Source organism: Pseudonocardia xinjiangensis, assembly GCF_012911925.1.
GTDB lineage: Bacteria > Actinomycetota > Actinomycetes > Mycobacteriales > Pseudonocardiaceae > Pseudonocardia > Pseudonocardia xinjiangensis.
The window spans coordinates 1-16,017 of sequence record NZ_JAAXKY010000054.1; the positions used below are offsets into that span (position 1 = coordinate 1).

Here is a 16,017-nt window from a genome sequence, read left to right on the forward strand (position 1 = left end):
GGCGACATCTGGAACGTCCACTTCGGGCTCCCCGGCCTGGACAGCACGATGTCGCTGCTGCTGGACGCGGTGGCACGCGGGCATCTGTCCTACGAGGACGTCGTCAGGGTGTACGCGGAGAGCCCGGGCGGGCGGGGTGAACTTGCGCAGCGCGCCCTGCTCGAGCACCTCCTCCTCGCGGAGCAGGAAGTACTGCGGGCAGGCCTCGGCCGCCAGCCGCCCGCCGCGGGCGCGCTCCTGCGCCACGTACTCGGCCACCTCGGGGTGGCTGACGTGCGCGATGGTGGCCGTGGCCCCGGTGCGGCGCACGAGCAGGGCGGCGACAGCGGCCGCGACCACCTCGGCGTCCCGGTTGCGCCACTCGGGCAGCAGCCCGCCGTCGTCGCGGCCGGCCTCCCGCAGGAGTTTCTCGGCGGCACCGGTGAGCGACTCGTCCTCGCAGTGCATGAGGCTCACGGCGTCGACGAGCGCCGTTTGCGTGAGGTGCTCCTTGAGCGCCGCGGCGTCGTGGCCGGGCACGCCGTGGGTGGTGCACGTGAACACCTTGAAGAAGGCGACGCCGGCAGCCGCGAGGTCCGCCACGGCCGATGCCCGCCCGGGCCACGCGTGCGCCGCGAGCCCGTAGTCCACGTTGGACCGCTCGCGCAGGTACTCGCGCTTGGCCAGCAGATCGTCCACACTCACCACCGGCTGGCCGTGGCTGTGCTCGATGATCGTGGTCACTCCGGAGGCGGCCGCGGCGCTCGTGCCGGTCGGGAAGTCCTCCCGGTCGGTGCTCCCCGGGTCCATGAGGTGCACGTGCGTGTCGACGCCACCGGGAAGCACCAGCAACCCGCCGGCGTCCACGGTCTCGCGGGCGGACGGCTGGTCCGGTCCGACATAGCTGATCCGGCCGTCCTGCACGGCCACGTTCGCACGGCGACGTCCCTGTGCGGTGACCACCGTTGCGCCGGCGACGACGAGGTCCATGTCGGGCATCTGGTCCGTCCTTGGTCGTGGGCTACGAGTAGCGCAGGTCCGCGCTGCTGGCGAACCAGTCGGGCGAGCCGGGCGCCGAGTTGATGATCACGCTCTGGGTGCGGGTGTAGCCGCGGTAGGAGTCCCAGCCGTTCTCCGAGCCGATACCGCTGTCCTTCGACCCGCCCCACGGCGACGCGGGGTCGATGCGGTGGTGGTCGTTGATCCACACGATGCCGATGTCGAGCTGGTCGGCCACGCGCACGGCACGTCCGACGTCGCGGGTCCAGACGGACGCGGCGAGCCCGAACGGGCAGTCGTCGGCCTGCGCGATCGCGTCGGCCTCGTCCCGGAACGGGCGGACGAGGGTGACCGGGCCGAAGACCTCGTCGTACCAGAGGTCGTGGGCCGGGGTGACGTCGGCGACGACCGTCGGCTCGTAGAACCAGCCGTCGGCGAACCGCGGGTCGTCCGGTACGCGGCCGCCGCACAGCACCGAGGCGCCCTGCTCCCGCGCGCGGTCGACGGCAGCTGCCACCTTCTCCCGCTGCGGCCCGGAGACGAGCGGGCCGATCTGCGTCTCGGGGTCGAGCGGGTCGCCCAGCCGCAGCCGCGTCGTGCGCTCGACGAGGCGCTCCACCACGGCGTCGTACCTGCTCTCCGCGACCAGTACCCGGGCTCCCTGCACGCAGGTCTGCCCGGTCGCGATGAACGCCGCGAAGAGCGCGCCCGCGACCGCCTCGTCGACGTCCACGTCGTCGAAGACGATGACGGGCGCCTTGCCACCGAGCTCCGCGGTGACCGGGATGAGCGCGCGGCCCGCGTTGGCCGCCACCACCCGCCCGGTCTCGGTGCCGCCGGTGATGTCGAGCTTGTCGAGGCCCGGGTGCTCGGACAGGAACCGGCCGGTGGTGGCGCCGAGGCCGGTGACCGTGTTGACCACGCCCGCCGGCACTCCCGCCTCCTCCAGCAGCCCGACGAGCGCCGTCGGCACCGCGGGGCCGAGCTCGCTCGGCTTCACCACGATGGAGTTGCCGGCCGCCAGAGCCGCCGACAGCTTCTTCATCGTGATCAGCAGCGGGTGGTTCCACGGCGTGATCAGGCCGGCCACACCGAGCGGGACGCGCCGCACCACGTTGAGGTAGCCGCTCCCGAAGTCGGGCGCGGTCCCCTCGGCCGACTGCGCCACCGCACCGAAGTACTCGAGCCACTCCGGCAGGCGGCGCAGCTGGGCGCGCATCTCCCGGATCGGGCGCCCGATCTGCAGGGTCTCCAGCCGGGCGTAGGAGTCGATGCGTTCGGCGAGCAGCGCGGCCGCGCGGTTGAGGATGCGGGCCCGGTCCCGTGGCCGCATCCCGCACCAGCGCCGGTCCTCGAACGCGGCCCTGGCCGCGGCGACGGCGGCGTCCACATCGGCGGCGCCGGCGTGCGCGACCTCGCACAGGTGCTCCCCCGTGGCCGGGTTGCGCAGGGGGAACGTCGCGCCGTCGGCGGCAGCGGTCTGCTTCCCGTCGATGTGCAGCAGGAGGGGCTCCGCCAAGATGCTGTCCGTCACTTCCCGTCGTCTCCCTGCGGCCTGCCGAAGAGCCGTTCGGCGTTGACGTGCGCGATCGACTCGATCTCCGCGTCGCTCAGCTCCAGTCCCGCCAGCTGCTCGTCGACACCGCCCGCGCCCATGTCGAACGGCATGTCGGTGCCCAGCACCACGCGGTCCGAGCCGACCTGCTCGATGAGGAAGCGCACGGCGGCCGTGCTGTGGGTGAGGGTGTCGAAGTGGAACCGGCGCAGGTACTCACTCGGCGGGAGCTCGCAGCCCTTCGCCTCCGGCCGCACCCGGTGCCCGTGGTCGAGCCGGCCCACCTGGTAGGGCAGGTGTCCGCCGCCGTGGACCAGCACGACGTCGAGGCCGGGCAGGGCGTCGAGGGTGCCCGAGAAGATCAGCCGGGACGCGCAGACCGCGGTCTGCCAGGGGTTGCCCTGCAGGTTCGTCAGGTAGAAGTCGGTGAGCCAGTCACCCGTCGCGCCCACGTAGTACGGGTGCACGAGCAGCGGGACGGACAGCTCCTCCGCCGTGGCCAGCACGGGCCGCAGGCTGTCGTGGTCGAGCGGGAGCCCCTCGATGTGCGGGCCCACATGGGCGCCGCGGAACCCGTACTCCGTGACGCACCGGCGCAGCTCCGCCACCGCGGCACGGGGATCCTGCATCGGCAGGGCCGCCAGCCCGGTGAACCGGTCGGGCGCCTGGGCGACCATCCCCGCGATGGCGTCGTTGACGACCCGCGCGGCCTCGACGGCCTGGGCGGCCTCGATCCAGTAGAGGAACATCGTCGGCGCCACGGACAGGACGGCGGCGTCGATGGCGGCGGCGTCCATCGCCTTGAGCCGCACCTGCACGTCGTGGAACTCGGGGAGCAGCGGGTAGCGGTAGCCCTGCGGGTGCACCACCCAGGGCGCGCCGTCGCGCTCCGCGATCGCGATGCCGTCCGGGGCCGTTCCGGCGTACATCGCGTTCACCAGTGCCGGGGGGATGACGTGGGCGTGGGTGTCGACGGATCTCACAGTGCCTCCAGAACTTCCCCGGCCGGGGCGACCCAGCCGAATGCCTGCCGGATGACGGTCAGCGCCGCCTCGTGCGCCTGCCGGTCCATCGTGTCGACGCAGTCCTCCACCACCACCGGTGCGTAGTCGCGGGTGTTCGCCGCGACGGTGGTGGCCAGGACACAGCTGTTGGTGTTCACGCCCGTCAGCAGCAGAGTGTCGAGCGACCGGGAACGCAGCACGTGGTCCAGGTCGGTGGCCGCGAAGCAGTCGTAGCGCTTCTTACCCGTCACCACGAGGTCGTAGTCCTCGTCGTACACCTCGGGCATCAGCTCGAGACCGGGGCTGCCGGGCAGCTGGTGGCGCAGCACGCCTGCGCGGCTGGCATCGGTGTCGGCGACCGCTGCCCACCAGGGGTTGGAGGCGATCTCCGCGACGGACCGGTAGGAGGTGACGACGTGCACCACCGGCACCTCGCGGCGCCGGACCTCGTGGAGGAACTCGGCGTTGGCCTTCGTGACGCGGGCGGCCGCCTCGGCGGGCAGCGGCATCGTGGCCACCGCGGGGTCGAGATGGCCGCGGTGCAGGTCGATGGTCACGACGGCGGGGCGCCGGCCGGTCAGTAGGGGGAGGGTCATGCCGCAGCGGCCTCCTTCGGGTGGGAGCGGCGTTCGATCTGTCCGGAGGGGAGCACGTAGTCGACGAGGTCCTCGGCGGGCTTGCCCTCGGTGCGTTCGAGCAGCCAGTCGGCGGCGTAGGTCAGCCAGTTGGGGCCCAGTGCCACCGACGGCGTCGGCAGGGACAGCGCGTGCCTGCCCTGCTGGTAGACGAGCATCGGGGCGGGGCTGGGGCAGCGCCGCGCCAGGTCGTAGCTGTGCTCCATGGGCGAGAGCTCGTCCTCGTCACCCGCCACCACCAGCCACGGCGCCGACATCTGCCCGATCAGGGGCCGCAGGTCGATCTGCTCGGCCATCGCGTCGAACGCGGCCTCGTCGTGTTCGAGGCCGGACATCCACATGTACCGGGCCTTGAACGAGGGCGAGGCCATCTCGAAGATCATGTGGCAACCGGGCTCGTGGCAGACGAGGCCGACCGCCGAGCCCCGCAGCGCCGGCTGGGTGGCCGCGATCTGCGACATCCAGTACGAGCCGAAGGAGAGCCCGAAGCCGACGATGCGCTCGGAGTCGACCTCGGGACGCGAGCGGCACCAGTCGACGATCTTCTCGCCGGCCTCGATCCAGGCGGTGGGGGTGAACTTCACACCCCGCACCGGGGCCTCGCCCTGTCCCGGCCCGTCGAACGCCAGCACCGCGAACCCGCGTTCGAGGAACTTGTCGCCGTACAGGTTGACGTTGAGCTCCTTCGGGGCGTCCATGCCGCCGCAGGAGATGACCGTGGGGAGCGGCCCGCTCGTGTAGCCGCGGGGCAGGTGGAACCAGGCCGGGACGGCGCCGCCCTCGAACGGGATGTCCACCCGCTCGACGTGGTGGTCGGCCAGCTCGGCGTAGGCCTGGTAGCAGGCGTTCTTGCGGTCGTCGAGCGCCACGAGCTGCGGGCAGTCCTGCCAGATCGGCCATTCCGCGGTGACGTAGAGCAGCGCGGCGTGGAACCAGTGCTCGCGGGCCGCCACCGGGTTGGTGGCCGCTTCGGCGAGCCGTTCGCGGCGCTGCGCCAGCTCCGTGAACACCGGCACCATGTCGGCGAACTTGTGGATGCGCGACTGCGCCACCCGGAAGTCCGGCACGGCGTCCACGCCCATCGGACGCAGGGTGTAGGCCACGCGGGGCTGGTCCCACTCCAGCCCGTCGGTGCGCAGCACGGAGTCGGTGATCCAGCGCTGCTCACGCCACCGGCGTGGGCCGAGCTGTCGCTGGTCCATGGTCACGCCACCCCTTCCGAGGAGTGCAGGGAGCGGGTCGGGACGCGGGCGTTCGCGAACTTGCCGACGTCGACGAAGAGCAGGGCGACCACCCCGAGCAGCGGCAGCACGGTGAGCTGCCAGACCGCGGCGCCACCCCAGCCCGCTGCGGCGACCAGCGCGGAGAAGACGTAGCCGGCGAACGCGGCCGGGATGTAGAACGCGCTCACGTAGACGCCCGACGCCCGGCCGATCAGGTGCGGACGGACCGCGCGCTGCATCGCCGAGTAGATGTTCACGAACAGGAACCCGCTGGCGATCGCGCCTTCGGCGAACGAGAGCACGTACTGGGCGGTGGCGCCGGTCGGGCCGTTGAACAGCAGGTACCCGACCACGGCGCCCGCCACCAGGGACACGATCATGACGGTGCGCTGGTTGAAGCGGTCCCCGAGCCAGCCCGCCGGGATCCCCAGCAGTGCGCCGAGCCCGAACATGCTCGCGGCGAGCGCGGCCTGCCCGCTGGTCCAGTGCAGCTGGGTGACCAGGAACGTGGGGTAGAGCCCGATGTAGCCGTACATCGAGATCCCCACCACGACGCCGGCGGCGCCCAGCGCCACGATGTTGCGGTTGTAGAGCCGCACCGGCACGTGGTCGACGTCCGGTCGCCGGTCGAGGTCCCCGGCCACCTCCTTCCGCTCGGTGAAGGCCTTGCGGATGACCACCGCGATGAGGACGCAGAACCCCAGCCCGATCAGGCCGTAGACGACGAACGGGACGCGCCACTGGTCGGTGCCGGCCAGCTTCGCGCCGATGAGCGGGCCGAGGAACCCGCCAAGGCCGTAGGCGAAGTTCAGGCTGCCCAGCGCCAGCGAGCGGTTGGCGAAGAAGTAGGCCCCGACCGCCGCGAACAGCGCGGCGTTCTGCAGCGCCTCCCCCACCCCGGACAGCGCCCGGTAGGCGAGCATGTCCCAGAAGCCGGCCGCAACCGCCGTGAGCAGGGTGAATCCCGAGTAGATCAGGATCCCGACGATGATCACCGTCTTGCGGGAGAGCCGGTCGAGCAGGTAGCCGGCGGGAACGCCGGAGACACCGATCCCCAGCGTGAAGATCGTCGCCAGCAGGCCGCCCTGGCCGAGCGAGAAGCCGTACTCGGCACGGATCGGCGTCAGCAGGACCGGGAAGACCTGCCGGTCCATCGCATTGACGACGTAGGACCCCGCCAGCACGACGAGGCTGGTGATCGCGACGGCCGTGGTCAGGCGGGCCACGCCGGCCGACCGGCCGACGGCGCCTTCCACTTCGGTACGAGCCACGGCAACGCCCTTCTTCACGACAGCTTCGATTTTGCATCATATAAAGTGCAGACTGCAGGGCGTCAAGGTGAGGAGAACGTGGGATGACCAAGCCGTGTCTGGCAGTGGGCTCGCTGGGGGGCACCATCACGATGACCAGCGGTGCCGACGGCGCGGGAGTCACGCCCTCCCTCACCGTCGCCGACCTGCTGGCGGCGGTGCCTGCGCTCGCGGGCTCGACCGAGCTGCAGACACGCACCCTGGCCTCCGCGCCGGGCGCGTCGCTGACCTTCGGCGACCTGTTCACGGCACTGGACTGGGCCCGCTCCGCCGTCGACGCCGGGGCCGCCGGAGCCGTTCTCGTCCAGGGCACGGACACCATGGAAGAGACCTCCTACCTGCTGGACCTGCACTGGGACCGGGAACAGCCGCTCGTGCTCACCGGGGCCATGCGCTCACCCCGCCAGGCAGGCGCCGACGGTCCGGCGAACATCCTCGCGGCCTCGGCGGTGGCGACCGCACCGTCGTCCCGTGGCCTCGGAGTCCTGGTCACCATCAACGACGAGGTGCACGCGGCGGCCCGCATCCGCAAGGCCGACAGCACCGCCATGGACGCCTTCACCTCGGTGCCGTTCGGGCCGCTCGGCCGCATCATTGAGGGGAACGTCACCTACGCGAACCGGCCCCGCCGCTGGGCGCCCCTCCCCCGCCCGGCCGGCGCCCACGTCCCGCGGGTGGCGCTGCTCGAGAGCAGTCTCGGCGACGACGGCACCCTGCTGCGCCTGGTGTGCGAGGCGGGATACGACGGTGTCGTGCTCTCCGCCTTCGGTGCGGGCCACGTGCCCGCCGCTGTGGCCGACGTCGTGTCCGAGGCGATCGAGAACGGCCCGGTGCTGCTCGCCAGCCGTACCGGGAAGGGCTCGGTGCTCTCCCACACCTACGGGTTCGCCGGCTCCGAGGAGGACCTGCTCGCGCGCGGGGTGATGCCGGCCGGCTGGCTCGACGGGCGCAAGGCGCGCATCCTGCTGTGGTCACTCCTGGCGACCGGATGTCCCCTGAGCCGGATCCGTGAGGTGGTGGCCGCGCGAGGCGGACATCCCGGTGGTCCGGATCAGAACTAGAATCTCCCGGACAACCACACAGGGTGGAGGCATCGTTGACTCTCAGTAACCTGAGGCCGGTCGGCCGGTCCAGGACGGCCCACGAGTACGTGCTGGCCACACTGCGCTCGGCGATCCTGGGCGGCACCCTCGCCGGGGGTACGCGGCTGGTGCAGGCCGAGCTGGCCAGCCAGCTGGGAGTGAGCACCACACCGGTCCGCGAGGCCCTGCGCGACATGGCCAGCGAGGGCCTGGTGGTCTTCGACCCGCACCGTGGAGCGATCGTGCGGCCCCTCGACATGGAGGAGGTCCGCGAGATCTACGAGCTGCGGATCACGCTCGAACCGCTGATGGTCCGCCGCGTCGTCGACCACATCACCGACGAGCAGCTCGACCGCGCCGAAGCGCTCGCGCTGCGCATGCAGACCGAGACGAACCTGTCGACCTGGGTGGAGCTGAACCGCGACTTCCACGCCGTGTTCAGCGAGATCGGTGAGGGCAGCAGGCTGGCCGGGATGCTGGCGAGCCTGCGCGACAGCGCGTCGGCCTACGTCAGCCTGTCGCTCGAGGCCCGGCCGGAGCAGGTGCCCCAGGCCAACCACGAGCACGACGAGCTGGTCCGGCTCTACCGCGCCCGCGACGCCGACGGGGCGGTCGGGCTCACCGTGGCGCACCTGCGCTCCACCCTCGCCGCGATCGAGGAGGCACACGAGCGCGGCGGCATCCGCTGACGGGGCGGGCTCACAGCCCGCCGCGGGACACCAGCTGGCGCACGATCACGTTGCGCTGGATCTCGTTGGTGCCCTCCCCCACGATCATCAGCGGGGCGTCGCGGAAGTAGCGCTCCACGTCGAACTCGGTGGAGTAGCCGTAGCCGCCGTGCACCCGGATCGCGTCGATGGCCACCTGCATGGCGGTCTCCGAGCAGAAGAGCTTCGCCATCCCCGCCTCGAGGTCGGCCCGCTCGGCCGAGTCGTAGCGCTGCGCCGCGTGCAGCAGCAGCTGGCGGGCGGCGGTGATCCTCGTGCCCATGTCGGCGAGCAGGTTGCCCACCGACTGGTGCTGCCAGATGGGCTTGCCGAAGCTCTCGCGCTCCTGGGCGTAGCGCAGCGCGTCGTCGAACGCGGCGCGCGCGACACCGGTGGCCCGGGCGGCGACCTGGATCCGGCCGATCTCTAGCCCGCGCATCATCTGCGCGAAGCCCCGGCCCTCCACCCCGCCGAGCAGCGCGCCGGCCGGCACCCGGCAGTCGTCGAAGGACAGCTCGCAGCTCTCGACGCCCTTGTACCCCAGCTTCGGCAGGTCCGCGGACACGGTGAACCCCGGGACCTTCTCCACCAGCAGCACGCTGATCCCGCTGTGCGCGGGCTGCGCCTGCGGGTCGGTCTTGCACAGCAGCGCGACCACGCCGGCGCGGCGGGCGTTGGTGATCCAGGTCTTGCCGCCGTTGATCACGTAGGAGTCGCCGTCGCGGCGGGCGACCGTGCGCATGGCCTGCAGGTCCGAGCCGCCGCCCGGCTCGGTGAGCGCCATCGTGGCGCGCAGCTCACCGGTGGCCATCCGCGGCAGGTAGCGCTGCTTCTGCTCCTCCGTGCCGTGGTCGAGCAGCAGCTTCGCCACCACGGTGTGGCCGCCCATCGCGCCGGCCAGGCTCATCCAGCCCCGCGACAGCTCCTCGGTGACCATCGCGTAGCACGGCGTCGACACGCGCACGTCCCCGTAGGGCTCGGGGATCGCCAGCCCGAAGATCCCCAGCTGCTTCATCTGGTCGATCAGCTTCTCGGGGTAGGTGTTGCTGTGCTCCAGCTCCCGCGCCACCGGCCGGACGTCACGGTCGACGAAGTCGCGGACCGTGTCGACGATCGCCGACTCCTCGGCGTCGAGTGTGTGCATGGGACGACCTCCCCCGCTCGCGGACCCTCCCGACCAGACAACCACGGCCCATCGCTCGACGCCGCTCCGTCAGGCGAAGCAGCCGATCGGGCCGCCGTTGAACGCCACCATGTCCGGCCACACCACCGCCAGGGAGAGTGGGGCGCCCAGCGGGTTGCCGTCGAGCTCGGAGTAGGCCCGGTGCAGGTTGCCGACCAGCCGCTCACTCTCCTGCCAGGCGGCGAACCGGTTGTCCCGGGCGGCCGTAGCCACCTCCAGCGGGCTGCGGCCCGCGGCGTGCCCGTCGCGCGCCACGGCGTCGACGAACGCCACGTACTCCGCCATGTCATCGAGCAGCTCACCGACCTGGTCGCCCCGCCGGACCGGGCCGTGGCCCGGCACGAGCACCTCGGGCCGGAGGTCGCGGATCACCCCGAGCGCCGCCGGGTAGCCCGCGACGCTGCCCTCCGCCAGGAACGGCTGGCCGCCGGCGAAGGCGAGGTCCCCCGCGAACAGCGTGCGCTGCTCGGGCAGCCAGACCAGCACGTCGCTGCGGGTGTGGGCCGGTCCGACGTGGATGAGCTGCACCTCCCGCTCGGCGAGGTGCAGCGTCATGCTGTCGGTGAAGGTCAGGTCGGGCGGGCGGACCTCGATGTGCCCGTAGTCCGGGCCGGCCAGGACCTGCGCGGCGAGCAGACCGGCGGCGAGCGCGTCCTCCCGGCAGGTGACGTGCCCGATGATCGGGGTGCCTGCCGGCATCAGCCAGTTGCCGAAGGTGTGGTCGCCGTGGTGGTGGGTGTTCACCAGCGCGCGCGGCGCCCGGTCGCTGACCGTCTCCACCGCGGCCAGCAGCGCGCGGTTGCGCGCCTCCGTAGAAGTGGTGTCGACCAGGACGTACCCGCCGTCCCCGCCGGTCACGACGCCGGTGTTGTTCACCATCCAGCTGCCGTCCGGCTGGACGTAGGCGAAGGCGCCGGGCGCCACCTCGACGAGCTCGGGCGACGGCAGTGATCGGGATGTCATGACGTCATTCTGGCCGTGCGGACGAACTAGGCGGCGTCCAGCATGTGAAAGAGCAGCAGCAGCTGGGTGATCGCCAGCGGTTCGCTGCGCTGCTCGGCGCCGAGCACGCCCAGCCCGTCCGGCACGTCACCGGGCTGGTCGAGCAGCGCCCACATCGCCTTCTCGAGGCTGCGGCTCTCCTCGGTGGGGACGTAGCCGTGCACGTGCAGCGTGTCGACCGGCCTGCCGTCGGTGTCGCGGCACAGCTTCACGTGCATCGTCCGGTGGTTGGCCAGCACGCCACCGAGGTCGGGATGGCGGATCGTGGGCCGGAGCACGAGCTCGGCGGAGAGCGGGGTGCCCGGCGGATCGTCGCGCACGGCGATCGGCGCGAACCGGACGACGATGTCGGCGTGGCTGCGCTGCGGGCGGATGTGGGCCTCCGACTCGGAGGTCCGCCGGTCGAGCTCGGCGAGCACCTGCTCGCGGGAGTAGCCCCGCGCCGAGGTGTCCCGGGCCAGCTTCCAGCCGCGGCGGATCTCCTCCGGCGGGTCGAGGAACACCGTGACGTCGAAGCAGGCTCGCGAGAGCTTGCTGTGCAGCGGGAGCAGGCCCTCCACGATGATGTACCGGTTGGGCTCGACGCGCTCGGGCCGGGCCAGCTTCCCCGTGGAGTGGTCGTACACCGGCTTGAGGATGGGCTGGCCACTGGCCAGCAGCTGCAGGTGCTGCTCCATGATGTCGAGGTGGTTGCAGTCGGGATGCAGCGCGGTGAAGGGCAGGTCGCGCCGCTCGGCCCGGTCGTACCGGTGGTAGTCGTCCACGCAGATCGAGACGCAGTTGTCGGGGCCGAGTGCCTGCACCAGCCCGCGGGTGAGGGTGGTCTTGCCGGCCGCACTGTCCCCCGCGATCGCGAGCATCACCGGGCGTGAGCCAGGGCCGGCACGCACGATCCGGAACGCCTTGTCCGCCATGGACCGACCGTAGGCCGGTCCGAACGTGACGGAGTCCCCCGCAACGGGGGTCGGGCGGGGGATCCGCACGTACGAAGGCTGTTCGGCCGGGGGCCATGGACCTATCGTCGGTAGATGACCGGGCCGCTTCGTATCGTCCTCGTGGACGACCACGAGATGGTCCGCCACGGCCTGAAGGCGATGCTCGCGCCGTTCCGCAGCCGGGTCAGGGTGGTCGGCGAGGCCGAGGGCGCCGACGACGCGGTCCCGCTGGTCGACGGCCTGGACCCCGACATCGTGCTGTCCGACGTCCGGCTGAACGGGGCGAGCGGCCTCGACCTGTGCCGCCGGCTCTGCCAGGAGCGGGCCGGGCGGCGGGTGGTGCTGCTGTCGGTGTACGACGACGAGCAGTACCTGTTCCAGGCGCTGCGGGCGGGGGCAGCGGGCTACCTGATCAAGCGCATCACCGGCGAGGACCTGGTGCGCCACCTCGAACTGGTGCACGCCGGCGAGACCGTCATCGATCCCGGACTGGCCGGCCGTGCCGTCGCCTCGGCGGCCCGGCTGCACAGCGGGGAGTTCTGGCCCGGAGCGCGTCACGGCCTCACCCACCGCGAGAGCGAGGTGCTCTCGCTGATCGTCAGCGGCCTGTCGAACCGGGCGATCGCCACCCGCCTGACGGTCGGCGACGAGACGGTGAAGAGCCATCTGCGCTCCATCTACCGCAAGCTCGTGGTGAACGACCGGGCCGGTGCCGTGGCCGCCGCTCTGCGCGAAGGCATCTTCCAGTGACCACGGCACGGCGGCCCGCGCTCGGCGGCCTCGCCGACCTCGAGGCGGAGAACGCGCTGCTGCTGGCCATCGTGGAGGCCACCTCGTCGGGCCCGGAGGTCGAGCCGCTGGCCGCCGCCGTCGCCCGGTTGATCGTGGAGGCCACGGCCACCGACGTCTGCTTCGTGCACGTGCTCGACGACGCGGGCCGCTCGCTCACGCTCGCCGGTGCGACCCCGCCGTTCGACGCCGAGGTCGGCCGGGTGCGGTTGCCGATCGGGATCGGCATCGCGGGCTGGGTCGCGGCGCACGGGGAGCCCGCCGTGCTCGTCGACGACAAGCACGCGGATGCGCGCTACCTGCCGATCCCGGCCCTGCGCGGTGCCGACTACACCTCGATGGCGTCGGTGCCGATGACGAGCGACCTGGCCGGCCTGGTCGGGGTGCTCAACGTGCACACGGTGGCCCGCCGCGAGTTCACCGCCCGCGACATCCGGCTGCTCACCTCGATCGGCAGGCTGGTGGCGGGTGCGCTGCACTCCGCGCGGCTGCACCGCAGGCTCGCCGCGAGGGAACGCGCCCACGAGCAGTTCACCGAGCAGGTGATCGCCGCGCAGGAGACCGAGCGGCGCCGGCTCGCGGGCGACATCCACGACGGAATCTCCCAGCGCCTGGTCAGCCTCGGGTACCACCTCGACGCGGCGGCAGGCACGCTGCGCTCCGACCCGGCGTACGCGCAGCAGCAGCTGATCCGCGCCCGCGAGCTGGCCGACATCACGGTGGACGAGGCCAGGATCGCCGTCGGCGGCCTGCGCCCACCGGTGCTCGACGACCTCGGGCTCGCCGGGGGCCTGTCCAGCCTGTGCCGGACGGTGCCCGATCTCGACTGCGAGCTGGACCTCGGCGACGACCGCCTGCCCGAACACGTCGAGATCGCGCTGTACCGCATCGCGCAGGAGGCGCTGCAGAACGTGCAGAAGCACGCCAGGGCCACCCGCGTGGAGCTGCGGTTCGCCGTGCGGGCCGGCACGGCCCGGTTGGAGGTCGGCGACGACGGCTGCGGGTTCGACACCGGGCCGGGCGGGTTCGAGGCGCGCGACCTGGAGCCGGGCGCCCCGGGCTACGGGATGCGGAGCATGGCTGAGCGGGCCGAGCTCGTGGGCGGCACCCTGACCGTGAGCTCGCGCCGCGGCTCGGGCACGACGGTCACGGTGACGGTCCCGACGCTGTAAGGACTCTCCCCAGGTCAGCGGGCCGCCGGTGGCGCCGTCCAGCTCAGCTCCGGGTGTGTCAGGAGATGCTTCACGAACATGTCGGTGGACGCCGTGGCGTGCCGGTGGCTCACGGCGTGCCACGGGCGGTGCAGTGGGGTGCCCGGCATCGGCAGCTCCACCAGCTCCCCGCCCTCGAGCTGCCGGGCCACGGCCTGCCGGGACGCCAGCGTCACGCCCAGCCCCGCCTCGGCCGCCGCGATCACCGCACCCGGCGAGCCGAGGACGAGCGTCGGGGGGTCGGCCTCCAGCGCCGCGAGGAGCGCCTCGCAGGTGGCGCGGGTGCCCGAACCGGCTTCGCGCATCAACCACGTCGCGTCGGCCGGGGAGAAGCCGTCGGCCGACCGCGGAGACCCCACCACGACCAGGCTGTTGGCGCTGACCGCGCGGATCCCGTCCGCCAGGTCGTCGGGCGGACGCCCGGCGAGCACGAGGTCGACCTCGTGCTGGGCGAGCAGCGGCCACACCCGCGCCCGGTGGTCCACCTCCAGCTGCAGCGTCACGTCTGGATGGCGCTTGTGGAACGAGGCGAGCAGCGCCGGGACGACGTGCTCCCCCGCCATCGTCACAGCGGCCAGCCGGAGCAGCCCCCGCTCCGGGTCGGCCTCGCCGCGCGCCGCGGCCATCGCCTCGTCGTGCAGACCCAGGATGCGGCGGGCGTAACCGGCGTAGCGCTCCCCGGCGGGGGTGAGCAGCACCCCGCGGCCGTTGCGGCGCACGAGCGGCACCCCCACGTCCGCCGCCAGTGCGCTGACCGCGGCCGAGACCGACGACTCGGTGACCACCAGGCGCTGGGCAGCGCCACGCACCGAGCCGGCGTCGGCCAGCTCGACGAGTGCCCGCAGGCGGGCGTTGGTGGTCACACGAGCATGGTCCCGGACCCACCACCTCCGGCGGTACCCCGCTCACCCGGCTCTGAACTGCCCGGATGGGGGTCGAACACCCGGCTCGCGAGCAGGTCGGCCGCCTCGATCGTGGTGAGTGCGTCACGGTCGACCCGCTGGTCCGTCCCGTCGACCAGCCGGCGCGCCTGGCGCAGCCGGGCCCGTTCCACGGCGTTGCGGACGCTGCGCGCGTTGGCGAAGCGGGGGCGCGCCATCCGCCGTTCCAGGTAGTCGCGCAGCACCGGCCGGGCATCGGCGGCGAACACGTAACCCAGCTGGTCGGCCATCCGGTCGGCGATCTGCTCCAGCTCGTCGGCGGTGTAGGCGGGGAAGGTGATGTGGTGGGCGATCCGCGAGCTCATGCCCGGGTTGCTGCGGAAGAACACGTCCATCTCGGCGGCGTAGCCGGCGAGGATGACCACCACGTCGTCGCGGTGGTTCTCCATCACCTGCAGGAGGATCTCGATGGACTCGCTCCCGTAGTCCCGCTCGTTCTCCGCCTTGTGCAGGTAGTAGGCCTCGTCGATGAACAGCACGCCGCCCATCGCGCGCTTGAGGACGTCACGCGTCTTGGGCGCGGTGTGCCCCACGTACTGCCCGACCAGGTCGTCGCGCGTGACGGTGACCAGGTGCCCGCGGCGCAGGTAGCCCATCCGGTGCAGCAGGCCCGCCATCCGCAGCGCCACCGTCGTCTTGCCGGTGCCCGGGCCGCCGGTGAAGCACATGTGCAGGTTCGGCGGGGCGGTCGTGATGCCGAACCGCGCACGGGTGCGGTCCACGAGCAGCAGCGCGGCGATCTCGGCGATCCGCGCCTTGACCGGCGCCAGCCCCACCAGCTCGGAGTCGAGCGCGGCGAGCACGTCGTCCACCCCGGTGGCGCTGCGCTCGGCGGCGAGGTCGACCACCGCGTCGGGGGCCAGCAGGGGTGGCGCCCCGTCGTCGTCCGGCGTGACCTCCGGCTCGGGCGCCACCGCACCACCCGGCATCGCGAAGCCCGGCCGGGCGCCGGCGCTCACGGGAGCCCCTGCCCCGGTTGCAGCAAAGCCACTTTCACGCAACCTCGTGGCATCAACGTGGCTTTCCTGCAACGGGGCTCGGGCCGTACCGCTCGCCCTGCGGCCGGTCCGTCGCGTAGGACGTGGTGGTGTAGGTGATCCGCCGGTCCGCGCCCTCGTGGCGCTCCAGGCGGAAACCGGGCTCCGGCTCGGGGCGCTGCACGATGAACGACAGCGCGGTCGTCTGCCTGCCGAGCCGGGCGTCGTAGGCGTTGAGCTTCACGTAGCAGTCGGGGTGGGCGGTGCGGCAGGCGTCCACCTCGAGCATCACCCCGGCCGGGTCGGCCAGGTCGAACATCGGCAGCCCCCACATCTCCCAGTAGGTGTTGCGCGGGTGCGGGTCGTCGGTGAACTCCACCGACAGCGGCCAGCCGTTGTCGAGGCAGTACCCGATCTGCGCGGTGATCTCTGCGGCGGTCAGGTCGGGAAGGTGGGAAAAGGTCCCCTGGGTGATGCGCACGGGT

General features: G+C 72.4%; 16 protein-coding genes. 4 read left to right on the forward strand and 12 right to left on the reverse strand.

The genetic code is table 11. The annotated features are described in order from the left end of the window. The 6 genes from HF577_RS17485 to HF577_RS17510 form a co-directional block, all read right to left on the reverse strand. On the reverse strand, positions 1-978 hold a 978-nt coding region (locus tag HF577_RS17485; RefSeq protein WP_169396945.1), incomplete at its 3' end, for a dihydroorotase. A 22-nt stretch (positions 979-1,000) separates the two neighbouring features. Further along, the gene (locus tag HF577_RS17490) at positions 1,001-2,512 is read right to left on the reverse strand and encodes an aldehyde dehydrogenase family protein (RefSeq protein ID WP_169396946.1); all 1,512 of its coding nucleotides are present in this window, start codon (positions 2,510-2,512) and stop codon (positions 1,001-1,003) included. Further along, positions 2,509-3,516, reverse strand: a complete 1,008-nt coding sequence (locus HF577_RS17495; RefSeq protein ID WP_169396947.1) for an amidohydrolase family protein — start codon at positions 3,514-3,516, stop codon at positions 2,509-2,511. Before HF577_RS17495 ends, HF577_RS17490 begins: the two co-directional genes overlap by 4 nt. Then, on the reverse strand, positions 3,513-4,133 hold the full coding sequence (locus tag HF577_RS17500; RefSeq protein WP_169396948.1) for a cysteine hydrolase family protein: 621 nt from the start codon (positions 4,131-4,133) through the stop codon (positions 3,513-3,515). Before HF577_RS17500 ends, HF577_RS17495 begins: the two co-directional genes overlap by 4 nt. Next, on the reverse strand, positions 4,130-5,374 hold the full coding sequence (locus HF577_RS17505; RefSeq protein ID WP_169396949.1) for an alpha/beta hydrolase: 1,245 nt from the start codon (positions 5,372-5,374) through the stop codon (positions 4,130-4,132). Before HF577_RS17505 ends, HF577_RS17500 begins: the two co-directional genes overlap by 4 nt. A 2-nt stretch (positions 5,375-5,376) precedes the next feature. Further along, positions 5,377-6,666, reverse strand: coding sequence for an MFS transporter (locus tag HF577_RS17510; RefSeq protein WP_169396950.1), 1,290 nt, complete (start codon positions 6,664-6,666; stop codon positions 5,377-5,379). An 83-nt stretch (positions 6,667-6,749) separates the two neighbouring features. Between HF577_RS17510 and HF577_RS17515 the strand changes: the two genes are divergently transcribed. Beyond that, entirely contained in the window at positions 6,750-7,766 is a 1,017-nt protein-coding gene (locus HF577_RS17515; RefSeq protein WP_169396951.1) for an asparaginase, read from the forward strand. Positions 7,767-7,801: 35 nt separating this feature from the next. Further along, positions 7,802-8,476 carry a GntR family transcriptional regulator gene (locus tag HF577_RS17520; protein WP_169396952.1) on the forward strand — a complete coding sequence of 225 codons (675 nt, stop codon included), beginning with the start codon at positions 7,802-7,804 and terminating at the stop codon, positions 8,474-8,476. A 10-nt stretch (positions 8,477-8,486) separates the two neighbouring features. Here HF577_RS17520 and HF577_RS17525 read toward each other — a convergent pair whose 3' ends face one another. From HF577_RS17525 to HF577_RS17535, 3 genes are all read right to left on the reverse strand, one after another. Continuing rightward, positions 8,487-9,638 carry an acyl-CoA dehydrogenase family protein gene (locus HF577_RS17525; protein ID WP_169396953.1) on the reverse strand — a complete coding sequence of 384 codons (1,152 nt, stop codon included), beginning with the start codon at positions 9,636-9,638 and terminating at the stop codon, positions 8,487-8,489. 69 nt (positions 9,639-9,707) lie between these two features. Continuing rightward, entirely contained in the window at positions 9,708-10,640 is a 933-nt protein-coding gene (locus HF577_RS17530) for an MBL fold metallo-hydrolase (protein ID WP_169396954.1), read from the reverse strand. A gap of 26 nt (positions 10,641-10,666) precedes the next feature. Continuing rightward, a complete protein-coding gene (locus tag HF577_RS17535; protein ID WP_169396955.1) occupies positions 10,667-11,593 on the reverse strand; it encodes a phosphoribulokinase in 927 nt (308 codons plus the stop codon). Positions 11,594-11,707: 114 nt separating this feature from the next. On the opposite strand from HF577_RS17535, the gene HF577_RS17540 reads away from it, so the two are divergent. Further along, a complete protein-coding gene (locus tag HF577_RS17540; protein WP_169396956.1) occupies positions 11,708-12,364 on the forward strand; it encodes a response regulator in 657 nt (218 codons plus the stop codon). Further along, positions 12,361-13,575, forward strand: a complete 1,215-nt coding sequence (locus tag HF577_RS17545; protein WP_169396957.1) for a GAF domain-containing sensor histidine kinase — start codon at positions 12,361-12,363, stop codon at positions 13,573-13,575. Before HF577_RS17540 ends, HF577_RS17545 begins: the two co-directional genes overlap by 4 nt. Before the next feature lie 14 nt (positions 13,576-13,589). Here HF577_RS17545 and HF577_RS17550 read toward each other — a convergent pair whose 3' ends face one another. From HF577_RS17550 to HF577_RS17560, 3 genes are read right to left on the reverse strand one after another with little or no spacing between them, the layout of a single operon-like run. Further along, positions 13,590-14,477 (reverse strand): LysR substrate-binding domain-containing protein, encoded by an 888-nt coding sequence (locus HF577_RS17550; protein WP_169396958.1) that lies wholly within the window; start codon positions 14,475-14,477, stop codon positions 13,590-13,592. After that, the gene (cbbX, locus tag HF577_RS17555; RefSeq protein ID WP_312859197.1) at positions 14,474-15,514 is read right to left on the reverse strand and encodes a CbbX protein; all 1,041 of its coding nucleotides are present in this window, start codon (positions 15,512-15,514) and stop codon (positions 14,474-14,476) included. The genes HF577_RS17550 and cbbX overlap by 4 nt, the downstream gene beginning before the upstream one ends. Positions 15,515-15,566: 52 nt before the next feature. Then, positions 15,567-16,013: a ribulose bisphosphate carboxylase small subunit gene (locus HF577_RS17560; RefSeq protein WP_169396959.1), complete on the reverse strand. Its 447-nt coding sequence runs from the start codon at positions 16,011-16,013 to the stop codon at positions 15,567-15,569. Positions 16,014-16,017 lie beyond the last annotated feature (4 nt).